20 protein-coding genes are annotated in these 19,992 nt (G+C 56.2%); 5 read left to right on the top strand and 15 right to left on the bottom strand.

All coding sequences use genetic code 11. From position 1 onward, the window contains the following. Both K5905_RS06425 and K5905_RS06430 read right to left on the bottom strand, forming a co-directional pair. A partial coding sequence (locus K5905_RS06425; RefSeq protein WP_297581559.1) for an ABC transporter ATP-binding protein occupies window positions 1-497 on the bottom strand: 497 nt, incomplete at its 3' end. A 75-nt stretch (window positions 498-572) separates the two neighbouring features. Continuing rightward, window positions 573-1,562, bottom strand: a complete 990-nt coding sequence (locus tag K5905_RS06430) for an extracellular solute-binding protein (protein ID WP_297581560.1) — start codon at window positions 1,560-1,562, stop codon at window positions 573-575. 132 nt (window positions 1,563-1,694) lie between these two features. On the opposite strand from K5905_RS06430, the gene K5905_RS06435 reads away from it, so the two are divergent. Beyond that, entirely contained in the window at window positions 1,695-2,804 is a 1,110-nt protein-coding gene (locus K5905_RS06435; RefSeq protein ID WP_297581561.1) for an ROK family transcriptional regulator, read from the top strand. Between the two features lie 23 nt (window positions 2,805-2,827). Here K5905_RS06435 and K5905_RS06440 read toward each other — a convergent pair whose 3' ends face one another. The 4 genes from K5905_RS06440 to pgi all read right to left on the bottom strand — a co-directional run bounded on the left by K5905_RS06440 (window position 2,828) and on the right by pgi (window position 5,685). Beyond that, entirely contained in the window at window positions 2,828-3,100 is a 273-nt protein-coding gene (locus K5905_RS06440) for a hypothetical protein (protein ID WP_297581563.1), read from the bottom strand. 94 nt (window positions 3,101-3,194) lie between these two features. Continuing rightward, entirely contained in the window at window positions 3,195-3,464 is a 270-nt protein-coding gene (locus tag K5905_RS06445; RefSeq protein WP_297581566.1) for a lipoprotein, read from the bottom strand. Between the two features lie 53 nt (window positions 3,465-3,517). After that, the gene (locus K5905_RS06450) at window positions 3,518-3,787 is read right to left on the bottom strand and encodes a glycine zipper domain-containing protein (RefSeq protein WP_297581569.1); all 270 of its coding nucleotides are present in this window, start codon (window positions 3,785-3,787) and stop codon (window positions 3,518-3,520) included. A gap of 275 nt (window positions 3,788-4,062) precedes the next feature. Further along, the gene (pgi, locus tag K5905_RS06455) at window positions 4,063-5,685 is read right to left on the bottom strand and encodes a glucose-6-phosphate isomerase (RefSeq protein ID WP_297581571.1); all 1,623 of its coding nucleotides are present in this window, start codon (window positions 5,683-5,685) and stop codon (window positions 4,063-4,065) included. A gap of 284 nt (window positions 5,686-5,969) precedes the next feature. On the opposite strand from pgi, the gene K5905_RS06460 reads away from it, so the two are divergent. Both K5905_RS06460 and K5905_RS06465 read left to right on the top strand, forming a co-directional pair. Then, complete coding sequence (locus K5905_RS06460) at window positions 5,970-6,560, top strand: PilZ domain-containing protein (protein ID WP_297581573.1); 591 nt, start codon at window positions 5,970-5,972, stop codon at window positions 6,558-6,560. Between the two features lie 83 nt (window positions 6,561-6,643). Next, a complete protein-coding gene (locus tag K5905_RS06465; RefSeq protein ID WP_297581575.1) occupies window positions 6,644-7,702 on the top strand; it encodes a hypothetical protein in 1,059 nt (352 codons plus the stop codon). A 25-nt stretch (window positions 7,703-7,727) separates the two neighbouring features. Here K5905_RS06465 and K5905_RS06470 read toward each other — a convergent pair whose 3' ends face one another. Continuing rightward, window positions 7,728-8,603: a LysR family transcriptional regulator gene (locus K5905_RS06470; RefSeq protein WP_297581578.1), complete on the bottom strand. Its 876-nt coding sequence runs from the start codon at window positions 8,601-8,603 to the stop codon at window positions 7,728-7,730. A 123-nt stretch (window positions 8,604-8,726) separates the two neighbouring features. Here K5905_RS06470 and K5905_RS06475 point away from each other — a divergent pair, with 123 nt between their 5' ends. Beyond that, window positions 8,727-9,578 (top strand): alpha/beta fold hydrolase, encoded by an 852-nt coding sequence (locus K5905_RS06475; protein WP_297581581.1) that lies wholly within the window; start codon window positions 8,727-8,729, stop codon window positions 9,576-9,578. After that, window positions 9,575-9,811 carry a hypothetical protein gene (locus K5905_RS06480; RefSeq protein ID WP_297581584.1) on the top strand — a complete coding sequence of 79 codons (237 nt, stop codon included), beginning with the start codon at window positions 9,575-9,577 and terminating at the stop codon, window positions 9,809-9,811. Before K5905_RS06475 ends, K5905_RS06480 begins: the two co-directional genes overlap by 4 nt. 138 nt (window positions 9,812-9,949) lie before the next feature. On the opposite strand, the gene eda is transcribed toward K5905_RS06480, so the two are convergent. The 8 genes from eda to K5905_RS06520 all read right to left on the bottom strand — a co-directional run bounded on the left by eda (window position 9,950) and on the right by K5905_RS06520 (window position 19,459). After that, window positions 9,950-10,588, bottom strand: a complete 639-nt coding sequence (gene eda, locus K5905_RS06485; protein ID WP_297581586.1) for a bifunctional 4-hydroxy-2-oxoglutarate aldolase/2-dehydro-3-deoxy-phosphogluconate aldolase — start codon at window positions 10,586-10,588, stop codon at window positions 9,950-9,952. 27 nt (window positions 10,589-10,615) lie between these two features. Continuing rightward, window positions 10,616-12,436, bottom strand: coding sequence for a phosphogluconate dehydratase (gene edd, locus K5905_RS06490; protein ID WP_297581588.1), 1,821 nt, complete (start codon window positions 12,434-12,436; stop codon window positions 10,616-10,618). Window positions 12,437-12,570: 134 nt separating this feature from the next. Beyond that, on the bottom strand, window positions 12,571-14,046 hold the full coding sequence (gene zwf / locus K5905_RS06495; RefSeq protein ID WP_297581590.1) for a glucose-6-phosphate dehydrogenase: 1,476 nt from the start codon (window positions 14,044-14,046) through the stop codon (window positions 12,571-12,573). 100 nt (window positions 14,047-14,146) lie between these two features. Beyond that, window positions 14,147-15,094, bottom strand: a complete 948-nt coding sequence (locus tag K5905_RS06500; protein ID WP_297581592.1) for a carbohydrate kinase — start codon at window positions 15,092-15,094, stop codon at window positions 14,147-14,149. 67 nt (window positions 15,095-15,161) lie between these two features. After that, on the bottom strand, window positions 15,162-15,935 hold the full coding sequence (locus tag K5905_RS06505; protein WP_297581594.1) for an ATP-binding cassette domain-containing protein: 774 nt from the start codon (window positions 15,933-15,935) through the stop codon (window positions 15,162-15,164). Continuing rightward, entirely contained in the window at window positions 15,935-17,017 is a 1,083-nt protein-coding gene (locus K5905_RS06510; RefSeq protein ID WP_297581597.1) for an ABC transporter permease, read from the bottom strand. The genes K5905_RS06505 and K5905_RS06510 overlap by 1 nt, the downstream gene beginning before the upstream one ends. Window positions 17,018-17,094: 77 nt before the next feature. Then, a complete protein-coding gene (locus tag K5905_RS06515; RefSeq protein ID WP_297581599.1) occupies window positions 17,095-18,111 on the bottom strand; it encodes a sugar ABC transporter substrate-binding protein in 1,017 nt (338 codons plus the stop codon). Window positions 18,112-18,136: 25 nt separating this feature from the next. Beyond that, a complete protein-coding gene (locus K5905_RS06520) occupies window positions 18,137-19,459 on the bottom strand; it encodes an ROK family transcriptional regulator (protein WP_297581601.1) in 1,323 nt (440 codons plus the stop codon). Between the last annotated feature and the right edge of the window lie 533 nt (window positions 19,460-19,992).

Below are 19,992 nucleotides of genomic sequence, written 5' to 3' on the forward strand. Positions count from 1 at the left end.
GCATCCAGGTTTGACAGAGGTTCGTCCATCAGGAGGACGGTCGGATCTACTGCTATTGCCCGAGCGAGACCGACGCGTTGCTGTTGACCGCCGCTTAACTCGTGGGGCATTCGATGCGCGAATTCCTCGAGTTGAACGATCCTGAGTGCCTCGGCTACCTTCGGCTTGATTTGGGATGAAGGGAACTTCTTCCTCTTCAGTCCAAAAGCCACGTTGTCGCTGACGCTCAGATGCGGGAAGACCGCATAGTCCTGAAACACCATTCCCACGCCGCGTTTGTGCGCAGGCATGTTTTGTATTTCCCGGCCGTTTACAAGGATTGAGCCGGAGTCCTGCAAGTGAAATCCCGCGATTGTTCGCAGTAGTGTGGTCTTTCCGCAGCCGCTTGGGCCGAGCAGGGTGAAAAACGCTCCGGATTCGATCTGAATATCGATGTCTGACAGGGCCAGAATAGGTCCGTAAGATTTCCTGATATTGACGATATCAACGGATGCCATTGCCGTTGCCCCTCCCAAATTCCTGTTGGTTGCGCGGCCGGGAAACCCGGCCGCATCTTTTGCTCAATCGTCTGCTTATTGGTGATCGAGAACGGCTTCCCCCCACGCTTCCACGAGGCGTTTGCGCTCCTTGGCTGCCCATTGGAAGTCATAGTCGACAGCATTGATGTCGCTTAAGGGAACGAGGCTTTCATTGGAGGATACGTCGGTGCGAACCGGACGACGCCCCTGGTCGGCAACGACTTTCTGTGCGTCCGCCGACAGGATGAAGTCTATGAATTCCTTGCCTGCATCGGCATTTGGAGCACCTGCGACCAACGCAATCGCATCAGGCGAAATGGCAGTGCCTTCCGCAGGGTAGACGATCTCGACAGGTCCTCCGCCTTCCTTGTAACGAAGCGCTGCGTCCTCCAGCGTGATTCCGATCGGCAATTCGCCGTCATTTACAAACCGTGGGACAGCGCCGGAACTGTCTGACAGGACAAAATTGGAAAGCATGCCGTTGTAGACATCCCACCCGGCCTTTTCGTCGCCGAATGCCTGTAGAACGGTCGCGAACTGGATGTAGGCAGAACCGGATTTGTCCGCACGCGCCGAAGAGACCAGATCGTCATATTCAGGCTTGGCCAGATCCGACCAACTTGTCGGCACCGGTGTGTCGCCCAATGCGTCCTTGTTTACGGCAAAGGCCATCACAACCGCCGTGAACGGTGACCAAAGTTCACTCTTCACCAGTGAAGGATTAACCGAGGCCTGTTCAGGCGACACATAAGCTGTGAACAAATCTGGATTGAAGTCCACTACCGTCCCGTCGACACTCCAGAGCACATCGGCGATAGGGGAGGCGGATTCTGCTGTCAAACGGTTCAGGAGTTCTCCGGAACCGGCTTTGATGATTTCAACTTTCGTGCCGGATGCCTCCTCGAACATTGGCACAAGTTCATCGACAAAATTCTGAGGTGCTGCCGTGTAAACGGTAACTGTTCCGTCGGCAAAGGCCACCGAGGCTGAGAGCGACGCGGTTATGGCGACACCGAGTTTCAACAATGCTTTTTTCGGATTCATTCGTTCCTCCCTCACAAGGTCGTGCCCGTCGAAAACGTCGAGCGATTATTATATTGCGGAGCGCAAATTAAAAAATCAAGGTTTATTTGCGTGATGCAATTTATTAGGGTGATGCGAGATAGGGAGTCTGAATTGAACACACTGCAAAAGCCGAGTGCACGGCGCCTCATTCAGTTGCTTCGCGCACAGGGGCCGATTTCCAGGTTGAAGTTGGCTGATTTGCTGGATGTGCAACCATCGACTGTAACTCGGATCGTCAATCAGCTCCTGGACGATGGGTTGCTTGTGGAAGAGGTTGACCCGAACCGCGCGGGCCGTCGTGGTTATCCGTCCAAATTGCTCCAGCTACGCCCGATGGGGTTACTTTCTGCCGGTGTGTTTATCGATCCTGAAAGATATTATATCTGTATCGTCAACGCGTTAGGCGAGGTGGTTTCTGAAGAGACTTCAGCCATTACCGATCGTGAATTTGCTCAGCTCATGGAGCTCATCGGTGCATCCGTCGATCGACAAATACGGCAACTTGGATTGCAGCCGGACCGTTTCATCGGATGTGGCATCAGCTATCCGGGGCAACATACCAGCAGGCCCGGCATCGTGCGGCAGACCCAGTATTTTTCAGAATGGCCGGAGATCGACGCGAGCAAGGATTTTGCACCCTATTTTGATATGCCGGTTCATCAGTTGAATGATGCCAAATGCGCCTGTCTCGCAGAGCTTCATTTTGGAAGCTGTCGCTCCATTCGCAATTTCAGCTACATCTGGCTGTCTCACGGCGTCGGTGGTGCGGCTGTCATCAACCAGTCGCTTTATCTGGGCAAAAGCGCCTCAGCAGCGGAGTTTGGAGGGCTTTTTCCCAAATCCAAACCGCGCCCCTCCGGTTCGGATCTGCTGGCGACCATGAAAGAGGCAGGCCTTGCCGCCGATAACCTGGAACAGATCAGGGAAGAAGATCTTCAGCACGAATGCATATTGAACTGGGTGGATAGGGTTGAGGACCAGCTCAGATGGCTCAGCCTGATCATCACCAGGACGATGTCACCCGATGCGATTGTATTGGGAGGGCGATTGCCGGACGGAATTTTCTCTGAATTGATTGAGCGGCTTTCTGCGAGCACTTCGCTTGGGGAAGATCATTTCGGTCCGCACCCGACTTTCATTCGCGCGGAGGCAGACAAGAAACCTCATCTGGGAGCGGCAGCGTTGCCGCTCTACCTGACGACGAATCCCAATGTTGGATAGGAAGTAAGTTGGCTGGGGGAGGCCTACGGACAGCGCACCTTGTAGGGCGTCCCATACTCGTCGTGAGCAATGCAATTGCGGGGAGTGGTCACGACACCAACGAGACCACCACCGATCGCGCCGAGGGCAGCACCAGCAATAGAAGCATTGACGGTTGATCCTGCAACGGCACCGATTGTGGCGCCTGTTGCTGCACCCAGCCCTGCACCAATCAGCATTCTGTCGCGCTGGCTTTCGGTGTTGGCGCAGCCAGCCAGCAAAAGTGCGAGGGCCGTGGCCGCAAGGATGCGATTCATCCGGTGTTCCTTGGCGAAATAACGATCCGCCAAGGTTGGGGATTTATGGTTAACAGAACCTTACCAGGGCGAGGTTATCCAATATCCAGAGTTATTAAGGGCAGGCGACTCGATACGGATTGCCATAGCGGTCATAGGCGACACAGTTTTTCGGTGTCGTTGCAGCACCGACAATCGCGCCGCCGGCTGCACCAATCGCTGCCCCGGCCAGCGCCGGGCCCGCACCGTTACCGGCAGCAGCGCCAATGATCGCACCCGTCGCGGCACCAAGGCCGCCACCGACGAGTGCGCGATCGGTCTGGCTGTCAGACTGGCAGCCTGCCAGGAAAGCAGCTGCAGCGGCAATCAAAAGAACTTTTTTCATCATTTCCTTCCAAGAGGTCCACGTGCAGCGCTTAGCCTAAAGCAATGACTGTCTTATGGACAAGCCACCCGGTACGGATTGCCATAGCGGTCGTATGCAACGCAATTTTTCGGGGTGGTCGCACCACCGACGATCGCGCCGCCTGCACCACCAATTGCCGCGCCGACGAGGGCACCGCCGACATCACCTGTTGCCGCTGCGCCGATTGCTGCACCGGTGGCTGCACCCAGGCCGCCGCCGACAAGAGCACGGTCACGCTGGCTGTCGGACTGGCATCCCGCCAGAGCAATGCCAACAGCTGCAAGCAATACAAACTTCTTCATCAAAGTTATCTCCCTTTCGGGCCGTTTGAGACGGCGCGTTCAAATCATGTAATCCGGAATCCATATTAGGATTCTTGGACATTGAATATCTCACCGAAGGTAAGCCGGATTGCGTTTCGGGGCAATCTCTGTTTGTCGCAACCTTTCGGTGTCGACCAAGAAACCTGTCTAGAGTTCTTCAACGATGTGAAACAGATAGCGGTCCGTAGGGCAGAATTATGGCGGAAGCTCCGGCTTTGCTGCAGTTCCCGGGAGTGTTACTTGCCTGGCGGGTGTCAGCCGGTCAGTGCAACCAGCAAACCGCGTGTCGAAGCGTCCTTGGCATCGGTGGAAACCTCGCCCTTGACCATCGGCAGCAAAGCTGTGGCGAGTTCCTTGCCGAGTTCAACTCCCCATTGGTCGAAGGAGTTGATGCCCCAGATCACGCCTTCGACAAACACACGATGTTCGTAAAGAGCGATCAGCCGGCCGAGCGAATACGGAGTGAGCTCATCATAGGCAAGGGTTATCGAGGGCCGGTCGCCAGGGAAGACCTTGTGAGGTGCCAGACGCTCGACGTTTTCATCGGACATGCCGGATGCCTCGAGCTGGGCTTTTGCCTCATCGAGGGTTCGTCCCAGCATCAGGGCTTCCGATTGAGCAAGGCAATTGGCGATCAGAAGATCATGGTGCTGTTTGAGGTCATCCTCGTGCCCCTTTGCCGCGATCAGAAATTCGCACGGAATGACGGTCGTGCCCTGATGCAACAGTTGGTAAAAGGCGTGCTGTCCGTTGGTGCCGGGCTCTCCCCACACGACTGGTCCGGTTTCCTGGTCCACCGGACTTCCGTCGAGTTTCACCCGTTTGCCGTTCGATTCCATGTCGAGTTGCTGCAGGTAGGCAGGCAATCTCGCGAGGCGTTGGTCGTAAGGCAGCACGGCGCGGGACGAATAACCCAGAACGTCCCGATTCCAGACGCCGATCAGAGCCATCAGTACCGGCAGGTTTTCCTGCAGCGGAGCCGTTTTAAAGTGAAGATCAAGTGCGTGCGCGCCTTCCAGAAAATCACCGAAAGCATCGGGCCCGACCGCGATCATGAGAGGCAAGCCGATGGCGGACCAGATCGAGTAGCGACCGCCGACCCAATCCCAAAAACCGAAGACACGGGTTTCGTCGATGCCGAATGCCGACACCTTGTCGAGGGCAGTCGAAACAGCTGCAAAGTGATCACCGACTGCCTCTTCGCCAAGCGCATCTGCAATCCATTTGCGCGCAGTTTGCGCGTTGGTCATGGTTTCAATGGTGGTGAAGGTTTTCGACGCGATGATAAAGAGTGTGGTTTCGGGAACGAGCTTGTCCAGCGTGTCCGCGATATGCGCGCCATCGACGTTGGACACATAGTGTAGCTCGGGGCCGTCATGGTAGGGCGCAAGCGCCAATGTGGTCATGACCGGGCCGAGATCCGACCCGCCGATGCCGATATTGACGACGTCGGTAAAGGGAATGCCGGTGGAGGAGGTCAGGTCGCCGGAACGAACGGCTTCGGAAAAATCTGCCATCGCATCCAGCACTGCACGAATGTCGGGCATGACGTCCTTGCCGTCGACATAGACCGGTTCTTCCGACCGGTTTCGCAGAGCCGTGTGCAATACTGCCCGATTTTCCGTCGTGTTGATTTTCTCTCCTGCAAACATTGCATCCCGCTTGCCTTCAACGTCGGCAGCTGTTGCAAGCTCTGTCAAAAGTTCCAGCGACTTTTCGTCTAGTCGTGATTTGGAAAAATCGAGGAGAAGATCGTCCGTGCGGGCCGTGAACCTGTCGAACCGGTACTGATCGTTCGCAAACAAGTCGCGGAGCGAGGTGGTCCTTAGTTGCTCGGCCTGTTTGTTGAGAGAAACAAACGCTGCTTCGAGAGCCATGAAACGTCCCCTTTTAAATCGATTTAATTTTTCAGCTACCAGCCCGTCAGGCATTGCGCCTCAATTAACACAGCGGCACCGCGAGGGGGAGTGCAAATCAGCTAAAAGTTGGAGGTTTCTTCGCAGTGCAGCGAAATGAACAGGACATGCGGCTTTTGCTGCAAAAGGAGTTAAGGTTGAGGAGAAATTAGGAAAGTTGGGTGAAGCTCGGAGGAATTAGGCTCAAATCAGGTGAGCCGCCACCACGGAACATGCGCACAATTCACGCGACTTAAGTTCAGATCATGAGTACAGAGAAAACTTCGCAGGCCTTTGCACACCTATTGGACCAGCCGGAAGCGGAAGAAAACGTTCTGGTTGTGGATTTCGACAATCTGTCCGCCATTAATGCGGTTCTGTCCAATGTCAGCGAATGGGGGTGCCGCCTGACCTCGGCAACAATCAAGGATCTCTACAAGACAATCGGGATCAAAGGCCTGAATGCCGACAAGCTTGTGAAGGCGCAGGTCACGTCCGTGAAGGGCAACGATGCTGCCGTTGTCTTTGTCAGAAACGAAACCGCCGTAACCGACAAGCGCCGGGAGACCCGCAACAGCGTCAAGATTCCAGTCAAAATCGCGGATCTTGAAGGCATTACAGAAATCAGTGGTACAATCGTCGATGCAGGCAACAATGGTTGTCGGGTCAAGGCGCAGGGTCTGACAGCGCTTCCCGATGAGGTGTTGTTGACGATGAAGAAATTCAACAAGCCGGTTGTTGCCGAGTTTGCCTGGCGGAACGAGACGTCGGCCGGACTTCGGTTGTTGTGGAACCGCACTTTGGCAAAGGACGACGACGAAGACGTTGCGACAGATGCATTCGACTTGGAGGCTTGATAGTCTGAGCCGAGTGCGTCGAATGACGGTATCGAAGCAAGTATTTTCAATGTGGGGGCTTCTGGGAGGAAGGAGCGGATTGAATGGACCTTGCGATCGTGGGCGCAGCAGGAAGTTGTGGACGGCAACTGGCAGTCCAGCTTCTTGATGAACGTGTCCTGTTACCCTCCGCGCGTCTGCAGCTCGTCGGTCATCATGGTGGACCAAGCGAGGGCGAATTGTGGGGATTGCGCGCGGATCTCAAGGATGCGTTCGTGGATGACGCGCCATATGTCGAGCTGGTCACCGAACCGGAGCAGATCGACGCTGATATTGTTGTGATGCTGGCGGGAGGCACGGTGCCCACCGATCCCAATCTGCCCTTTGACCGGGCAGCCTTGGGCCGAGAGAATTATCGGCTTTTTGCAGCCTATGCGGACGCATTGGCGCGCCAATCCGGGCCACCTCCTGTCGTGATCGTTCAATCCAATCCTGTTGAGCTGGGTGTTCAGGTTTTTGCCGACCGACTGGGCCGGCATCGTGTGTTGGGGGCTGCTGCATGGTCGGACACGTTACGGTTTCGCGGAGAAATCGCAGCTGAACTCGGTGTTGGCCGGCGGCAAGTGCATGCCTACGTCCTAGGACAGCACGGTCTTCATCTTGTGCCGGTGTGGAGCCAGATCCATGTCAAAGGTGTCGACGCGGCGTCTGTCGATACGCTCGTCGCACGAATTCGGTCGGAGCGTTTTATGCCGGACTTTCCAGCAGAATTGCGCGCAGAGGTGGAGCATCTTCTGGAGTTGGTCCGAACCTCAAATGCACAGTCCGCCTATGACTTCGTTCAGTCATTACCTGCTGATCTCAGAATGGCCGTGAAGCCCTACTTCATTCATTACACGTCGGGACGGACGACCGAGGTCACGACGGCTCATGCGGTCGCTGACCTCGTCACTCATCTGATCAAGGGAGAGCATCGGGTTTTTCCGGCGCAGATCGCGCTTGAAGGCGAATGGCTGGACATTCATGGAGTGGTCGCGGCCCCGACCCTTCTTGGATTGGAAGGGTGGGATGCGGTTTATCCTTTGGAGCTGGCCGAAGACGAGGCCGAAGCGCTTGCTGTTGCCGTGGCAGCGGTGGATGAGATTTTGCAAGCCTGTGCCTGAGAGGGGAAAAAGGGCAGACCGGTTTTCAGGCAACACGCAATAAAGCAATATCCTTGGTTTCCCGGGCAATTTCGTTGGCAAGTGCTGAGACGCTGTTTGACTTGGCATGTCGCGATTGCCTGACAATGTAGGAAATGCGTGGAGGCGTTGGAAAATCCCCTTCGATGATTTCCATCGCGCTGGAAATGTGACGTCGATTGAGGATCGTTACACCCAGACCAGCTTCAACAGCTGCGACGATACCAGTCCGACTTGTACATTGCAGGACAGTGTTGAAGCGGTGCCCGCACGTTGATCCATGTTCGAGCATCCAATGCCGGTAAAAGCAGTTATCGTCATAGGACAGAAATGGTACCGGTGCCTCGGTCGGCAATTCGAAATCAATTGCCTTTACCCAGCACAGTTCATTTTCATAAAGCAGAAGGTCATCGGCTCTCACGTCTTCGGAAAATATCTGCATGACAGCCAGATCGATTGTTCTGTCTTCGATTTCCTTCTGCAAAACCAGACTTTGACTAACGTGCGTTCGAACCGCTACTTCCGGGAATTGCCTTGAGAAACGGCCTAATATCGCGGCAAGTCCGTCGCTTGTCGTATCTTCCGTGATGCCAAGCCGGATTTTGCCGGTCATCTTATTCTTGCCGAGCGCCGCAAGCGCTTCATCATGCAGCGCCAATATCCGGTTGGCATATTGAACCAGACGGAGGCCATCTTCTGTCAGCAGTGCAGCGCCCGGGCGCCGGTTCAGCAAGGGACAGTCGGTGCTTGTCTCTAGTCGCTTTATCTTGTGACTGACCGCCGACTGAGAAAGAGAAAGTTTCTCTGCCGCGCGCGTGACACCACCGCAAGCGGCGATCGTCTGCAAGGCTCTGAGGGAATCGATATCAAGACGCCGCGTCATGCGTGCTTCCTTCAAAATGCAAAACATGACAAATTTCGATCAATTTAAGAAATCAATCTATTTGTGTCAAACTGGAGAGTGCATCACTCTGCCAAAACAACGATTGCAAAGCAGAGCAGATCCATGAAACACCTCGTAGACAAGCACATTCTGATCAACGAAAACCGAATTGCCCATGGCGTGATCGGGGAGGGCGAACCGGTCGTCCTGGTTCACGGGACCCCATCATCTTCCTATATCTGGCGCACCATCGCGCCGGCGCTGGCGGAACGGGGTTTCAAGGTCCATGTTTTTGATCTGTTGGGTTTTGGCTTGTCCGAACGTCCACAGGATCCCGCCATCGACACCTCGGTTACTGGACAGGTGCCTGTTTTCGAAGGATTGCTCGAGGCCTGGGGCTTGCGGGATCTGCACATCATTTCTCATGACATCGGCGGTGGCATTGCGACGCAGTTCTCGATCCAGTCACCGGAACGCGTCCGTTCACTGACCTTGATCGATGTGGTCAGTTTTGATTCCTGGCCTTCCAAGCGCACGCGTGAACAGATGCAGGCGGGACTGGACAAACTCATCAAGGCTTCAGATTCAGAGCACCGCGAGCATTTCCGTACCTGGCTCTTTTCTGCCGTGCAGAACAAGGACCGGTTGGCTGAAACCGCGATGGAAACCTACCTGGACTTCATTTCGGGGCCGATCGGCCAGGGAAGTCTCTTTCAGCACCAGATCATGAACTACGATCCCCGGCATACCAATGATTTCGCAAGCCGTTATGCGGAGCTCGGCAAGCTGCCGGTGCAACTGATCTGGGGTGCGGATGATGCATGGCAGGTGGTCGACTGGGCGTACAGACTTCAAGACGCGATCCCCGGATCGGAATTGCACGTGCTGGAGGATTGCGGCCATTTCGCAATGGAGGACAAGCCGACGGAAATAACCGAAAAGCTGCTGACGTTTCTTGAGGCAAACTCAAAATGACTGAACACAGAGTTCTGACCACGACCTGTGAAAGAGTAGGTTCGGGTCTGGCGATCCTTTATGCCTTGCTGATTGCATCGAACACGGGCAACGAAATTTTCGGGTTTTCGCTGCTGTTGGCGTCGTCCGGTTTTTTCGCGCTTTGGGCGATTGTTGACCGGCGGCTGGCTTTTCTTGCCCTGCAGCTCTTCTACGCGGCGTCAGCTGTCATAGGATTGGTGCGGTGGAGCTGACCGCGTCGGTCGTGTTCCAGCAGCACGCTTTCTTCTGAAGCCGCCGGTTTCAACGGGCGAGGTTGGGAGGCCCGCCCGATAGATTGCATTGGGAGCCGACAATCCAGCCAGAATAACGGTCAAAACTGAACGTGATCGTCAATCAGCCAGAGTGACCGCCGCACGTGCACGTTCTTCGATACCGGTCCAGTCTTCCGTTGCGATGGCTTTGGCGTCAGCGATCCAGGAGCCGCCGACACAAAGAACATTCGGCAGTTTCAGATAATCGGTGGCGTTGTTCAGGCTGACGCCTCCTGTGGGGCAGAATTTTGCCGCGGCCAGCGGAGAAGACAGCGATTTCAGGTAAGGAGCGCCGCCGGCCTGTTCTGCGGGGAAAAACTTGAGCCGCTGATATCCGCGTTCCAGAAGAAACATGACCTCTGAAGCTGTTGCAGCACCAGGCAGAAGCGGAACGCTGTGTTCGTCAGCCGCATCCAGAAGAGAGCTGGTTGCGCCGGGAGAAACTATGAAGCGGGCCCCGGCGGAAACAGCGGCATCGTATTGCGATCCGTTCAGAACCGTACCGGCGCCGACAATCGCCCCTTCGACATGCTCATTCACAGCGTCGATCGCCTCCAGCGCGTGAGGAGTGCGCAGCGTGATTTCAATGGCAGGCAATCCACCCCGGACCAGAGCTTCCGCCATCGGTACGGCTTTCTTCGGGTCTTCCACGACCAGAACCGGGATCACCGGAGCGGCGCACATAACGGTCTCGATTTTCTTAATATCTTGCGCCATGAAACTCTCCTGATTCTTCATTTGTTTTCAAACATCAAAAACATGCGCGCCGGTGTCCGCCGTGCCAACAGCACTGCGGAAGGCGGCAAAGAGATCCCGACCGACACCGCTCTGATGATCAGAAAGGTCCGTCTCGGCGAGGGGGCGTGCATTAAACTCGGCTTCGTCGACCAGAACTTCGAGCTTGCCGGTAACGGCGTCGATTCGGATCATGTCGCCATCGCGGATTTTGGCGATAGGCCCACCAGCGGCAGCTTCAGGCGTAACATGGATCGCCGCAGGCACCTTGCCCGAAGCGCCGGACATACGGCCATCGGTGATCAGGGCAACCCTGTGGCCACGATCCTGCAAGATACCGAGGCAGGGGGTCAGCTTGTGGAGTTCCGGCATGCCGATTGCCTTTGGGCCCTGGAAGCGCACCACGGCAGCAACGTCGCCCGTGATTTCCTTGTTGTTGAAGGCGGTCAGGAAATCATTCTGGTCATGAAAGACGCGCGCCGGTGCTTCAATGACATGGCGTTCCTTGGCGACGGCAGAAATCTTGATGACGGCCTTGCCTATGTTGCCGGTGAGCATCTTTAGCCCACCCGTCGGCTGGAAGGCCTTCGATAGCGGAGCCAGGACCGATTCATCACCGGATGCTGCCGGTGCTTCTTCGCGGTGCAGACTGCCATCCGCATTGAGCTTGGCTTCAACCGTGTAACCGGACAGATCCGTGCCATAGACGGTTTTGACGTCCTGATGGAGGTAGCCATCGGACAGAAGTTCGCGGATCAGGAAGGCGAGACCTCCGGCTGCCTGGAAGTGGTTCACATCGGCCTTGCCATTCGGATAAACCCGGGCAAGCAGGGGCACCACATCGGAAAGTTCGGATATGTCATCCCAGGTCAGCCTGATACCGGCTGCTGCGGCGATGGCAACCAGGTGCATGGTATGGTTCGTGGAGCCGCCGGTCGCATGCAGACCGACCACACCGTTGACGATGGCCTTTTCGTCGATGACTTCACCTGCGGGGGTGAACTCGTTGCCAAGCGCCGAAATGGCAAGTGCGCGTTTGGCGGCTTCCCTGGTGAGGGCGTCCCGAAGCGGTGTGCCCGGATTGACGAATGATGCACCCGGCATGTGCAGGCCCATGATTTCCATCAGCATCTGGTTGGAATTCGCCGTGCCGTAAAACGTGCAGGTGCCCGGAGAATGATAGGCCTTGGACTCGCTTTCAAGAAGTGCGTCCCGTCCGACCTTGCCTTCTGCATAAAGCTGGCGGACCTTGGCTTTGTCATCATTGGAAATGCCCGTGGTCATCGGGCCCGCGGGAACAAATACGGCCGGCAGATGGCCGAAGGAGAGGGCGGCGATGGCGAGACCCGGAACGATCTTGTCGCAGATGCCGAGGAAAACAGCGGCATCGAACATCTGGTGTGACAATCCGACGGCCGCGGCCATGGCGATCACGTCACGAGAAAAGAGCGAAAGCTCCATGCCATCCTGACCCTGGGTGACACCGTCGCACATTGCCGGTACACCACCGGCCACTTGTGCAACTGCGCCGACCTCGTGCGCTGCTTCGCGGATCAGTGCCGGATATGTCTCATAGGGCTGATGGGCGGACAGCATGTCATTGTAGGAAGTGATAATGCCCAGATTGGCGACAACATCGCCCGAAAGGGCCTGTTTGTCGGAGAGGCCGCAGGCTGCAAACCCATGAGCAAGGTTGCCACAGGAAAGACGGGACCGTTGCGGGCCCTTTTCCGCTGCCTTGCCAATCCGTTCCAGATAGGTTGAACGGCTGTCATGGCTCCGTTTGACGATCCGTTCGGTGACTTCGCCGACACGATCCTGGATGGTCATGTTTTCAATCCTTTCCTCGCCAGAAACTGGCTGGGTCGCATTTGTTTCAGCAGATAGGACGCGTGCGTCCAATTGCGATATCTAATCGATTTAAATGACAGAGAACTCACAGGAGCTATGCCTGTGAGCAACTGTTACTCGCTGTCGTCTTCAGACCAGGTGCGGCCATCCCGTTCCACGAGGGCGATAGAGGCCGACGGGCCCCAGGTGCCTGCAGTATATCCCTTTGGCGTTTCCTTGGAATTTGCCCAGGCCGTCAGGATCGGGTCGATCCATGCCCATGCAGCGTCCACTTCGTCGCGGCGCATGAACAACGTCTGGTTTCCGCGGATCACGTCCATGATCAGGCGCTCATAGGCATCGGGATTGCGCACCTTGAATGCATCCGCAAAGCTCATGTCGAGTGGAACCTGGCGCAGGCGCATGCCGCCCGGTCCCGGGTCCTTGATCATCACCTGCATCTGCACGCCTTCATCCGGCTGCAGGCGAATGATCAGACGGTTTGCCGTGATAGCTCCGGCCTCAGCGTCGAAGATCGAGTGCGGAATCGGGCGGAACTGGACGACAATTTCCGAGACCCGTTGCGCAAGCCGCTTACCGGTGCGCAGATAGAATGGAACGCCCGACCACCGCCAGTTTGCGATCTCGGCTTTCAGGGCAACAAAGGTTTCCGTCCGGCTTTCGTGATCGCCGAGTTCATCCAGATAACCAGGCACTGCGCCGCCGGAAGACGCCCCGGCTCGATACTGGCCGCGGACTGTCAGCTTGTCGGAATTATGCGCGTCGATCGGCGAGAGCGCTTTCAGAACCTTGAGCTTCTCGTCCCGAACGCTGTCGGCATTCATGGATTCAGGCGGTTCCATCGCCACAAGACACAGCAACTGCAGCATGTGGTTCTGGACCATGTCCCTCAGGGCGCCAGCCGTGTCGTAATACCCAGCGCGACCGCCGACACCAAGCGACTCGGCCACAGTGATTTGAACGTGGTCGATATGGGCTGCATTCCATAGAGGTTCGAAAAGCGCATTGGCGAAACGCAGAGCCATGAGGTTCTGCACGGTTTCCTTGCCCAGATAGTGGTCGATACGGAAGATCTGGTCTTCGCTGAAAACGGCACCGACCGTGTCGTTGAGGGCCTTTGCGGATTCGCCATCCTTGCCGATCGGCTTTTCCATGACGACGCGAGAATGTTCGTTGACGACGTTGATCTTGCCCAGGTTTTCGCAGATCGTCCCGAACAGGTCCGGTCCGACCGCAAGATAAAAGGCGCGGGTGACGTCCTGGCGTTCTTCCAGAACCGTCTTCAGATCCTCAAATCCGGCTCCTGAAGCAATGTCTATTTTCACGTAACGCAGACGTTTCAGGAAGTTTGTCAGCGCCGCTTCGTCCAGGTCCTTTACGTGTTCCTGAAGCGCCTTTCGGGCGTAGTCACAGTAATCTTCATCGGAATAGTCACGGCGTGCACTGCAGATGATGCGCGCGTTTTCCGGCATCTGGCCATCGGCGTCGCGATGGTAAAGCGCTGGCAGGAGCTTGCGATGGGCGAGATCTCCGGATGCACCGAAGACGACCAAATCGAATTCTTCAACTTCAATGACGCGTACCGCCATAAACAAATCCCTTCCAAGCAGCGTGTCTGTCCAACGGATCGCCGATGCCCTGATCGGTTTCGAGGGCCTTTTAAATCGATTTAATTCACTTGTCAGCCCCTCATTTCAGGGCTGACCATTCTTTTTCCAGCTCACTCAACCGCGGCAGGTCGGCTCCGCGGCGGGAGCAGGTGATGGCGGCTGCACTGATTGCAAACCCAAGAAGACGGTTCAAGCGGTCTTCGTCAAGTGCGGCGAGTTCCTTTCTGCTGGAGACGCCAAGCTGCTTGAGCCCGGCGAGCAGCGCAGCCTGGAATGTGTCACCGGCACCGACCGTATCTTCGACATCGACCTTGACACCGGGGCAGTGGATTTCAATGCCGGGCGCATAGGCCGAAGCACCGTCACCTCCCTTGGTCACGATGATGAGCTTTGCGCCGAGGTCAAGCCAGGCACGTGCCATATCTGCAATCGCTTCACCTGGTGCAATCAAGGCGAGATCCTCATCGCTTACCTTGATCACATCCGTGAGCGGAACAAGTGTTTCCGTGTTGGTCCGCCAACGTTCCATATCGGAGACGACCGTTGGGCGGATGTTCGGATCGAACGAAATCAGAGTGCGTTCTCTTTCACGGGTGATCAGAGCCTTCAGAGCAGTCGCAATGGGATCCACGAGGGCGGTATAGGAGCCGACATGCAAAAACAGGGGAGGTTCAGTGAATTCGGGCAGATCGCTTTCGCTCACCATCCTGTCGGCAGCGTTTGCACCGTAGAAGGTATAGGCAGGATGTCCGTGCCCGTCCTTTTGCACAAGGCTGAGCGTCGTCAGATAATCGGTTCTCAGAATGTAGCGCTCCGACACGCCTTCCTGCCGAAACTTCTGAACCAGTTTCTCACCAAGCATATCGTTCGAAATGCCACCGAAAAAGCCAGCGCTTTCTCCCAGCCGGGCAAGCCCCACGGCAACATTGAAAGGCGAGCCGCCAATGCGCGCGTCAAAGGACAAACCGTCATCGACACCGGCTTCGCCAAAAAGATCAAACAGCGCTTCACCGCAAATCAGGAACATCAGGTCTCCAAAGCTTCATCAGTTTTCAAAGTGAGGTCCGGCAGTGCCGGACCTGATAGTTGTTTCGTCAGGCCGCGAGATTTTCAGGCGGATCCATGGCGCCTGTCATGATCGCAACCGCGTCGGACATGGAAAAGTCCGACGGCTTGATTACGCAGGCGCGCCGCCCAAGCCGATGAATGTGAATGCGGTCGGCGACCTCGAACACATGCGGCATGTTGTGGCTGATGAGAACAATCGGCAGGCCCCGGGCCTTCACATCCTTGATCAGTTCGAGAACCCGCCGGCTTTCCTTGACGCCAAGAGCTGCCGTCGGTTCGTCCATGATCACGACTTTCGATCCGAAGGCCGCCGCCCGGGCGACCGCAACCCCCTGGCGTTGTCCGCCTGAAAGGGTTTCGACCGCCTGATTGATGTTCTGGATCGTGAGCAGACCCAGCTCATTCAGCTTCTTTCGAGCGATGTCTTCCATCTTCCGGTGATCCAGCTGACGCAGCCATTTGCCGAGCAGACCGGGTTTGCGCAGTTCCCTGCCCATGAACATGTTGTCCGTAATGGACAGGGCAGGGGACATGGCGAGTGTCTGGTAGACCGTTTCAATTCCTGCATCACGGGCATGGATCGGAGTGTGAAAATGAACGGGGTTTCCGTCCAGGAGAATTTCTCCTTCGTCTGGCTGGACTGCGCCACTCAGAGCCTTGATCAGGGTCGATTTGCCGGCGCCGTTGTCGCCGATAACTGCCAGGATTTCGCCCGGATAGAGTTCGAAGTTGGCGTGGTCCATGGCCACCACGCGGCCATACCGCTTGACCAGATTGCGTGCTTGAAGAACGGGTTCCATCAGACAGACACCTTCCTGATCCATTGATCGACTGCGACCGCTGCAATGATGAGCAGGCCGATGAGCAGGTAGGTCCACTGGGCATCGGCACCGAGCAGGCGCAGACCCAGGGTAAAGACACCGACAATCAACGCACCAAACAGACTGCCCAGGATGGACCCACGTCCTCCGAAGAGTGAAATGCCGCCGATCACAACCGCCGTGATGGATTCGATGTTGGCGAGTTGGCCGGACGTCGGTGAAACCGATCCGATACGGCCGATCATCGCCCATCCGGCAAAAGCGCAGATGAGACCCGAAAGCATATAAACGGAGATCAGAACCTTCTTCACCTGGACACCGGAGAGCTGTGCGGCTTCCGGATCATCGCCGACTGCATAGACATGACGGCCCCAGGCGGTCTGGCGCAAGGCGTAGGCGAGCACCAGAACCAGCAGCACCATGAAGATGACGCCGTAGGTGAAGATTGCGCCTCCAATGTTGACCTTGTTGCCGAAGAGCTGAAGCAGGGGCGCGGCTTTCGCAATCTCCTGGGACCGAATGGTTTCGTTCGCCGAATAGAGAAAGTTGGTTGCAAGCACGATCTGCCACATGCCGAGGGTGACAATGAAGGGAGGCAATTTCACAACCGCGACCAGAAAGCCGTTGACATAACCACACAGCGTTCCGCAGATCAGCCCGCAGATGACGGCCAGTTCGGGTGGCAACCCGTATCGGAACGTGAACTGCCCCATCACCACCGACGACAGAACCATGATCGCACCGACGGACAGGTCGATCCCGGCGGTCAGAATAACGATGCTCTGCGCTGCCGCGACAATGCCGACGATCTGAACCTGTTGCAGGATCAGTGTCATGGCAAATGGTGAAAAGAACTTCGATCCGAGCAAAATGCCGAAAACGATTATGGAGATCACCAGAACGATCAGGGGAACCAAGGACGGGTTCTGGTGCAATCTATGCTGGATCTTGTGCCCCACTCCGTGACGGTGATCATCAAAGGAGGCAACAGCTTGCGGACTGGATTCCGCCGCGGTTTCAAATTCCGCCGGTCCACCCGCTGTCTTGGTGTCTGAGGTCATGCCCGTTTCCCTCTATGCGACTTCAAAAAAGGGGCAAGGAAAGCCATGCCCCTTTTTGCCGTGACTTCTACCGGGTTTTAACCCCAGCAGAGGTCCGTGCCTTTTGCGGTGTCGATGGACTCTACGCCGTCGACCGGCTGGTCGGTAACAAGCGCCACGCCAGTATCGAAGAAGTCCTTACCCGGTGTCGGTTCGGGTTTGGCGCCGTTGTCTGCCCAGGTCTTGATGGCTTCAATTCCGAGAGCCGCCATCAGAAGCGGATATTGCTGCGACGTTGCACCAATAACACCGTCCTTGACATTCTGAACGCCCGGGCAGCCGCCGTCCACCGAGACGATCAGCACGTCGTTTTCGCGGCCGATCGATTTCAGCGCCTCATAAGCACCGGCTGCGGCCGGCTCGTTGATCGTGTAGACAACATTGATCATTGGATCTTTCGCCAGAAGGTTTTCCATGGCGCGACGGCCACCTTCCTCGTTGCCCTGCGTCACGTCATTTCCGACAATGCGTGCATCGGTTTCGTCACCCCATTTGTTGGGATCACCAAGATCGATGCCAAAGCCCTGCAGGAAGCCCTGGTCGCGCAAGACGCCAACGGTTGGCTGGCTGATAGCCAAATCGAGCATGCCGATCTTGGCGTCCGCTGCCTTGTCGCCAAGGTTGGCGGCAGCCCATTTGCCAATCAGCTCACCGGCCTTGAAATTGTCGGTCGCGAATGTTGCGTCGGCGGCGTCGATCGGGCTCAGTGGCGTGTCGAGCGCAATCACCAGAAGGCCTGCATCGCGTGCCTGCTGGACCGCGGGAACGATGGATGAGGTATCGGAAGCCGTCAGAAGAATACCCTTGGCACCGTCAGCGATGCAGGTTTCAATCGCTGCGACCTGGGTTTCATGGTCACCATCGACCTTGCCGGCGAAGGACTTCAATTCGATGCCGAGTTCGTTGGCCTTGGCTGTTGCGCCTTCTTTCATTTTCACGAAAAACGGGTTGGTATCCGTCTTGGTGATCAGGCAGGCGGTAATGTCGGCTGCGGCTGCCGGGGTGGCTGCCATGGCTGCGAGTACTGAGCCTGTCGCTAGAAGTTTGCGGATCATTTGCGTATTTCCTCCCTGGCCCTTGTCAATTTTGACGGTTGGGTGAGGCCAGATGTGACCCCAACCGTGCTGCCCTTGCCGGAAAGCTGGTTTGCTCCTCGTTTCGACCAGATCCAGCGGGTCCTGTGTCTTTCCCGCCAGTCAGGATTGTGGCTCGTGGCGAGAAATTGAAAAACTGAGGCAGGCTGGCAGCGCCAATCGCGCCTGCATCCTCTCCAAAGCTGCCGATGACAATGTCCGGCGAGTGCCGTTTTTCGGGCGCTGCGGCCTCAACGGCGGTTTTCAAAAGCTTGCAAAAGGTCTCCGGAAAGGGGCTGCCCAAATCACCGTCGATCACGACCAGCGGCATGTCGAGCAAGGAGTAGGCAGAGCGGAGTGCGAGAGCCAGGGCTTCAACGCAGTCTTCCATCCATTCCAGAAATTCCTTGTCTTCGCGTTCTACGGCAGATTGCAAGTCTTTACGTTTCAGGGTTTCAAAACTGTCCGGGGCAAGGTGACGGGCGAAAGAAACAAGAGAGGCGCGTGTCAGCAGCAAGTCCCATTTTTGCCGTGCGGCAGGGGCCGTTGGCAGGTTGCTTGGAGGAACAGGGATCATGGCAACGTCAGCCGCGTTGCCGGTTTCACCCCGTACAACATCGCCTTTCACAACCAGACCGCCACCGATTGCCGGGCCCAAGAACATGTAAAGAAAATTGTCGTTCTGACGGCCTTGTCCGTAGAAGAGTTCGGCAACGGCCGCAGCCGTGCCGTCGTTTTCTCTGAAAACGGGCAGGTCGGTGGCGTTTTCAAGCGTCTCGGCCAGGTCGTAGTCTTCCCAGATTTTGAAGTCCGCTTCCGGTAGTCCGAGTTCATGCAGCCAGGCCCCGAGATTGAAAGGTTGGGCAAGGCCTATCCCGGTAATGCGGTCCTGCTCTTCGGGGCTCAGGTTTTGACGTAAATCCTCCAAATCCGAAGTCAGTATTTCAAGAGCACGTTCGGGGGGAGGCAGGATAAGGTCATGGAGACGGCGGTCGATGATCTTTCCGGAGAAATCCATCAGGACAGTTTCCATATTGGTCCGGTCGAGGCGGACCCCGAAGGAGAAGGCTCCACGGGGGGCGAGACGTAAAATCGTTGCCGGCTGTCCACGACTTCCATCGTGGCGCTTGCCTGCCTCAAAAATGAACCCTTCTTCGATCAGATTCTGAATGATGGCACCGATGGCGGCATTGGTCAGCTGAACCGCGCGGGCAAGGTCCGCCTTCGAGGCCTCGCCTGCGCGCCTCAGAATTTGCAGGACAATGCGTTCGTTGTAGCGCCGTAACTGCGCCGAATTCGAGCCGCGTCCGCTTTTGCGAGTTTCCTCCACGTTCCCCGCTCCTCCAGATGCGTCCGCCTTTGATTGTGACGGCTTCATAATAATTAATTTTGATGAAATTATTCGTCTTATCCGACTTCCTGTCAATCGTATTCTGTCATTGCAGTGCCGAGAAAACGCGTTGTACTGCGGTAAGTTGCTGGTTGATTTGAAGAAATTGATTCACTTTTTTGATCACCTGTTTCCGTTGGGGAAGGTGGTCGGGGCGTTTGTGTTTGAAAATCTGTTGGCGCCTGCAAGGAAGAACTTTTTTGTTAGAGGTGCTTCTCAATCGGCCAGATCAGTCGTGAAAACGTTGATGGCGGCGGCAAGTTTCGTATTGTCGGTGGAAAGCAAGAATCGGAGTGAAGGCGAATGCCGGTAAAACATGATGAAGCCTTTCTGGCGCATGCCATCTCAGCTGGTGCAGGAGAGGCACCTGCCGATCTGGTTGTGAAGAACGTTCGCCTGTTCAACGTTTTGAACGGAACCAACGTCGAAACGGATATTGCCGTTGTGGGAGACCGGATCGTCGGCACTTACGG

It is taken from the genome of Roseibium sp. (genome assembly GCF_025698965.1).
In the GTDB taxonomy this organism is placed as follows: domain Bacteria; phylum Pseudomonadota; class Alphaproteobacteria; order Rhizobiales; family Stappiaceae; genus Roseibium.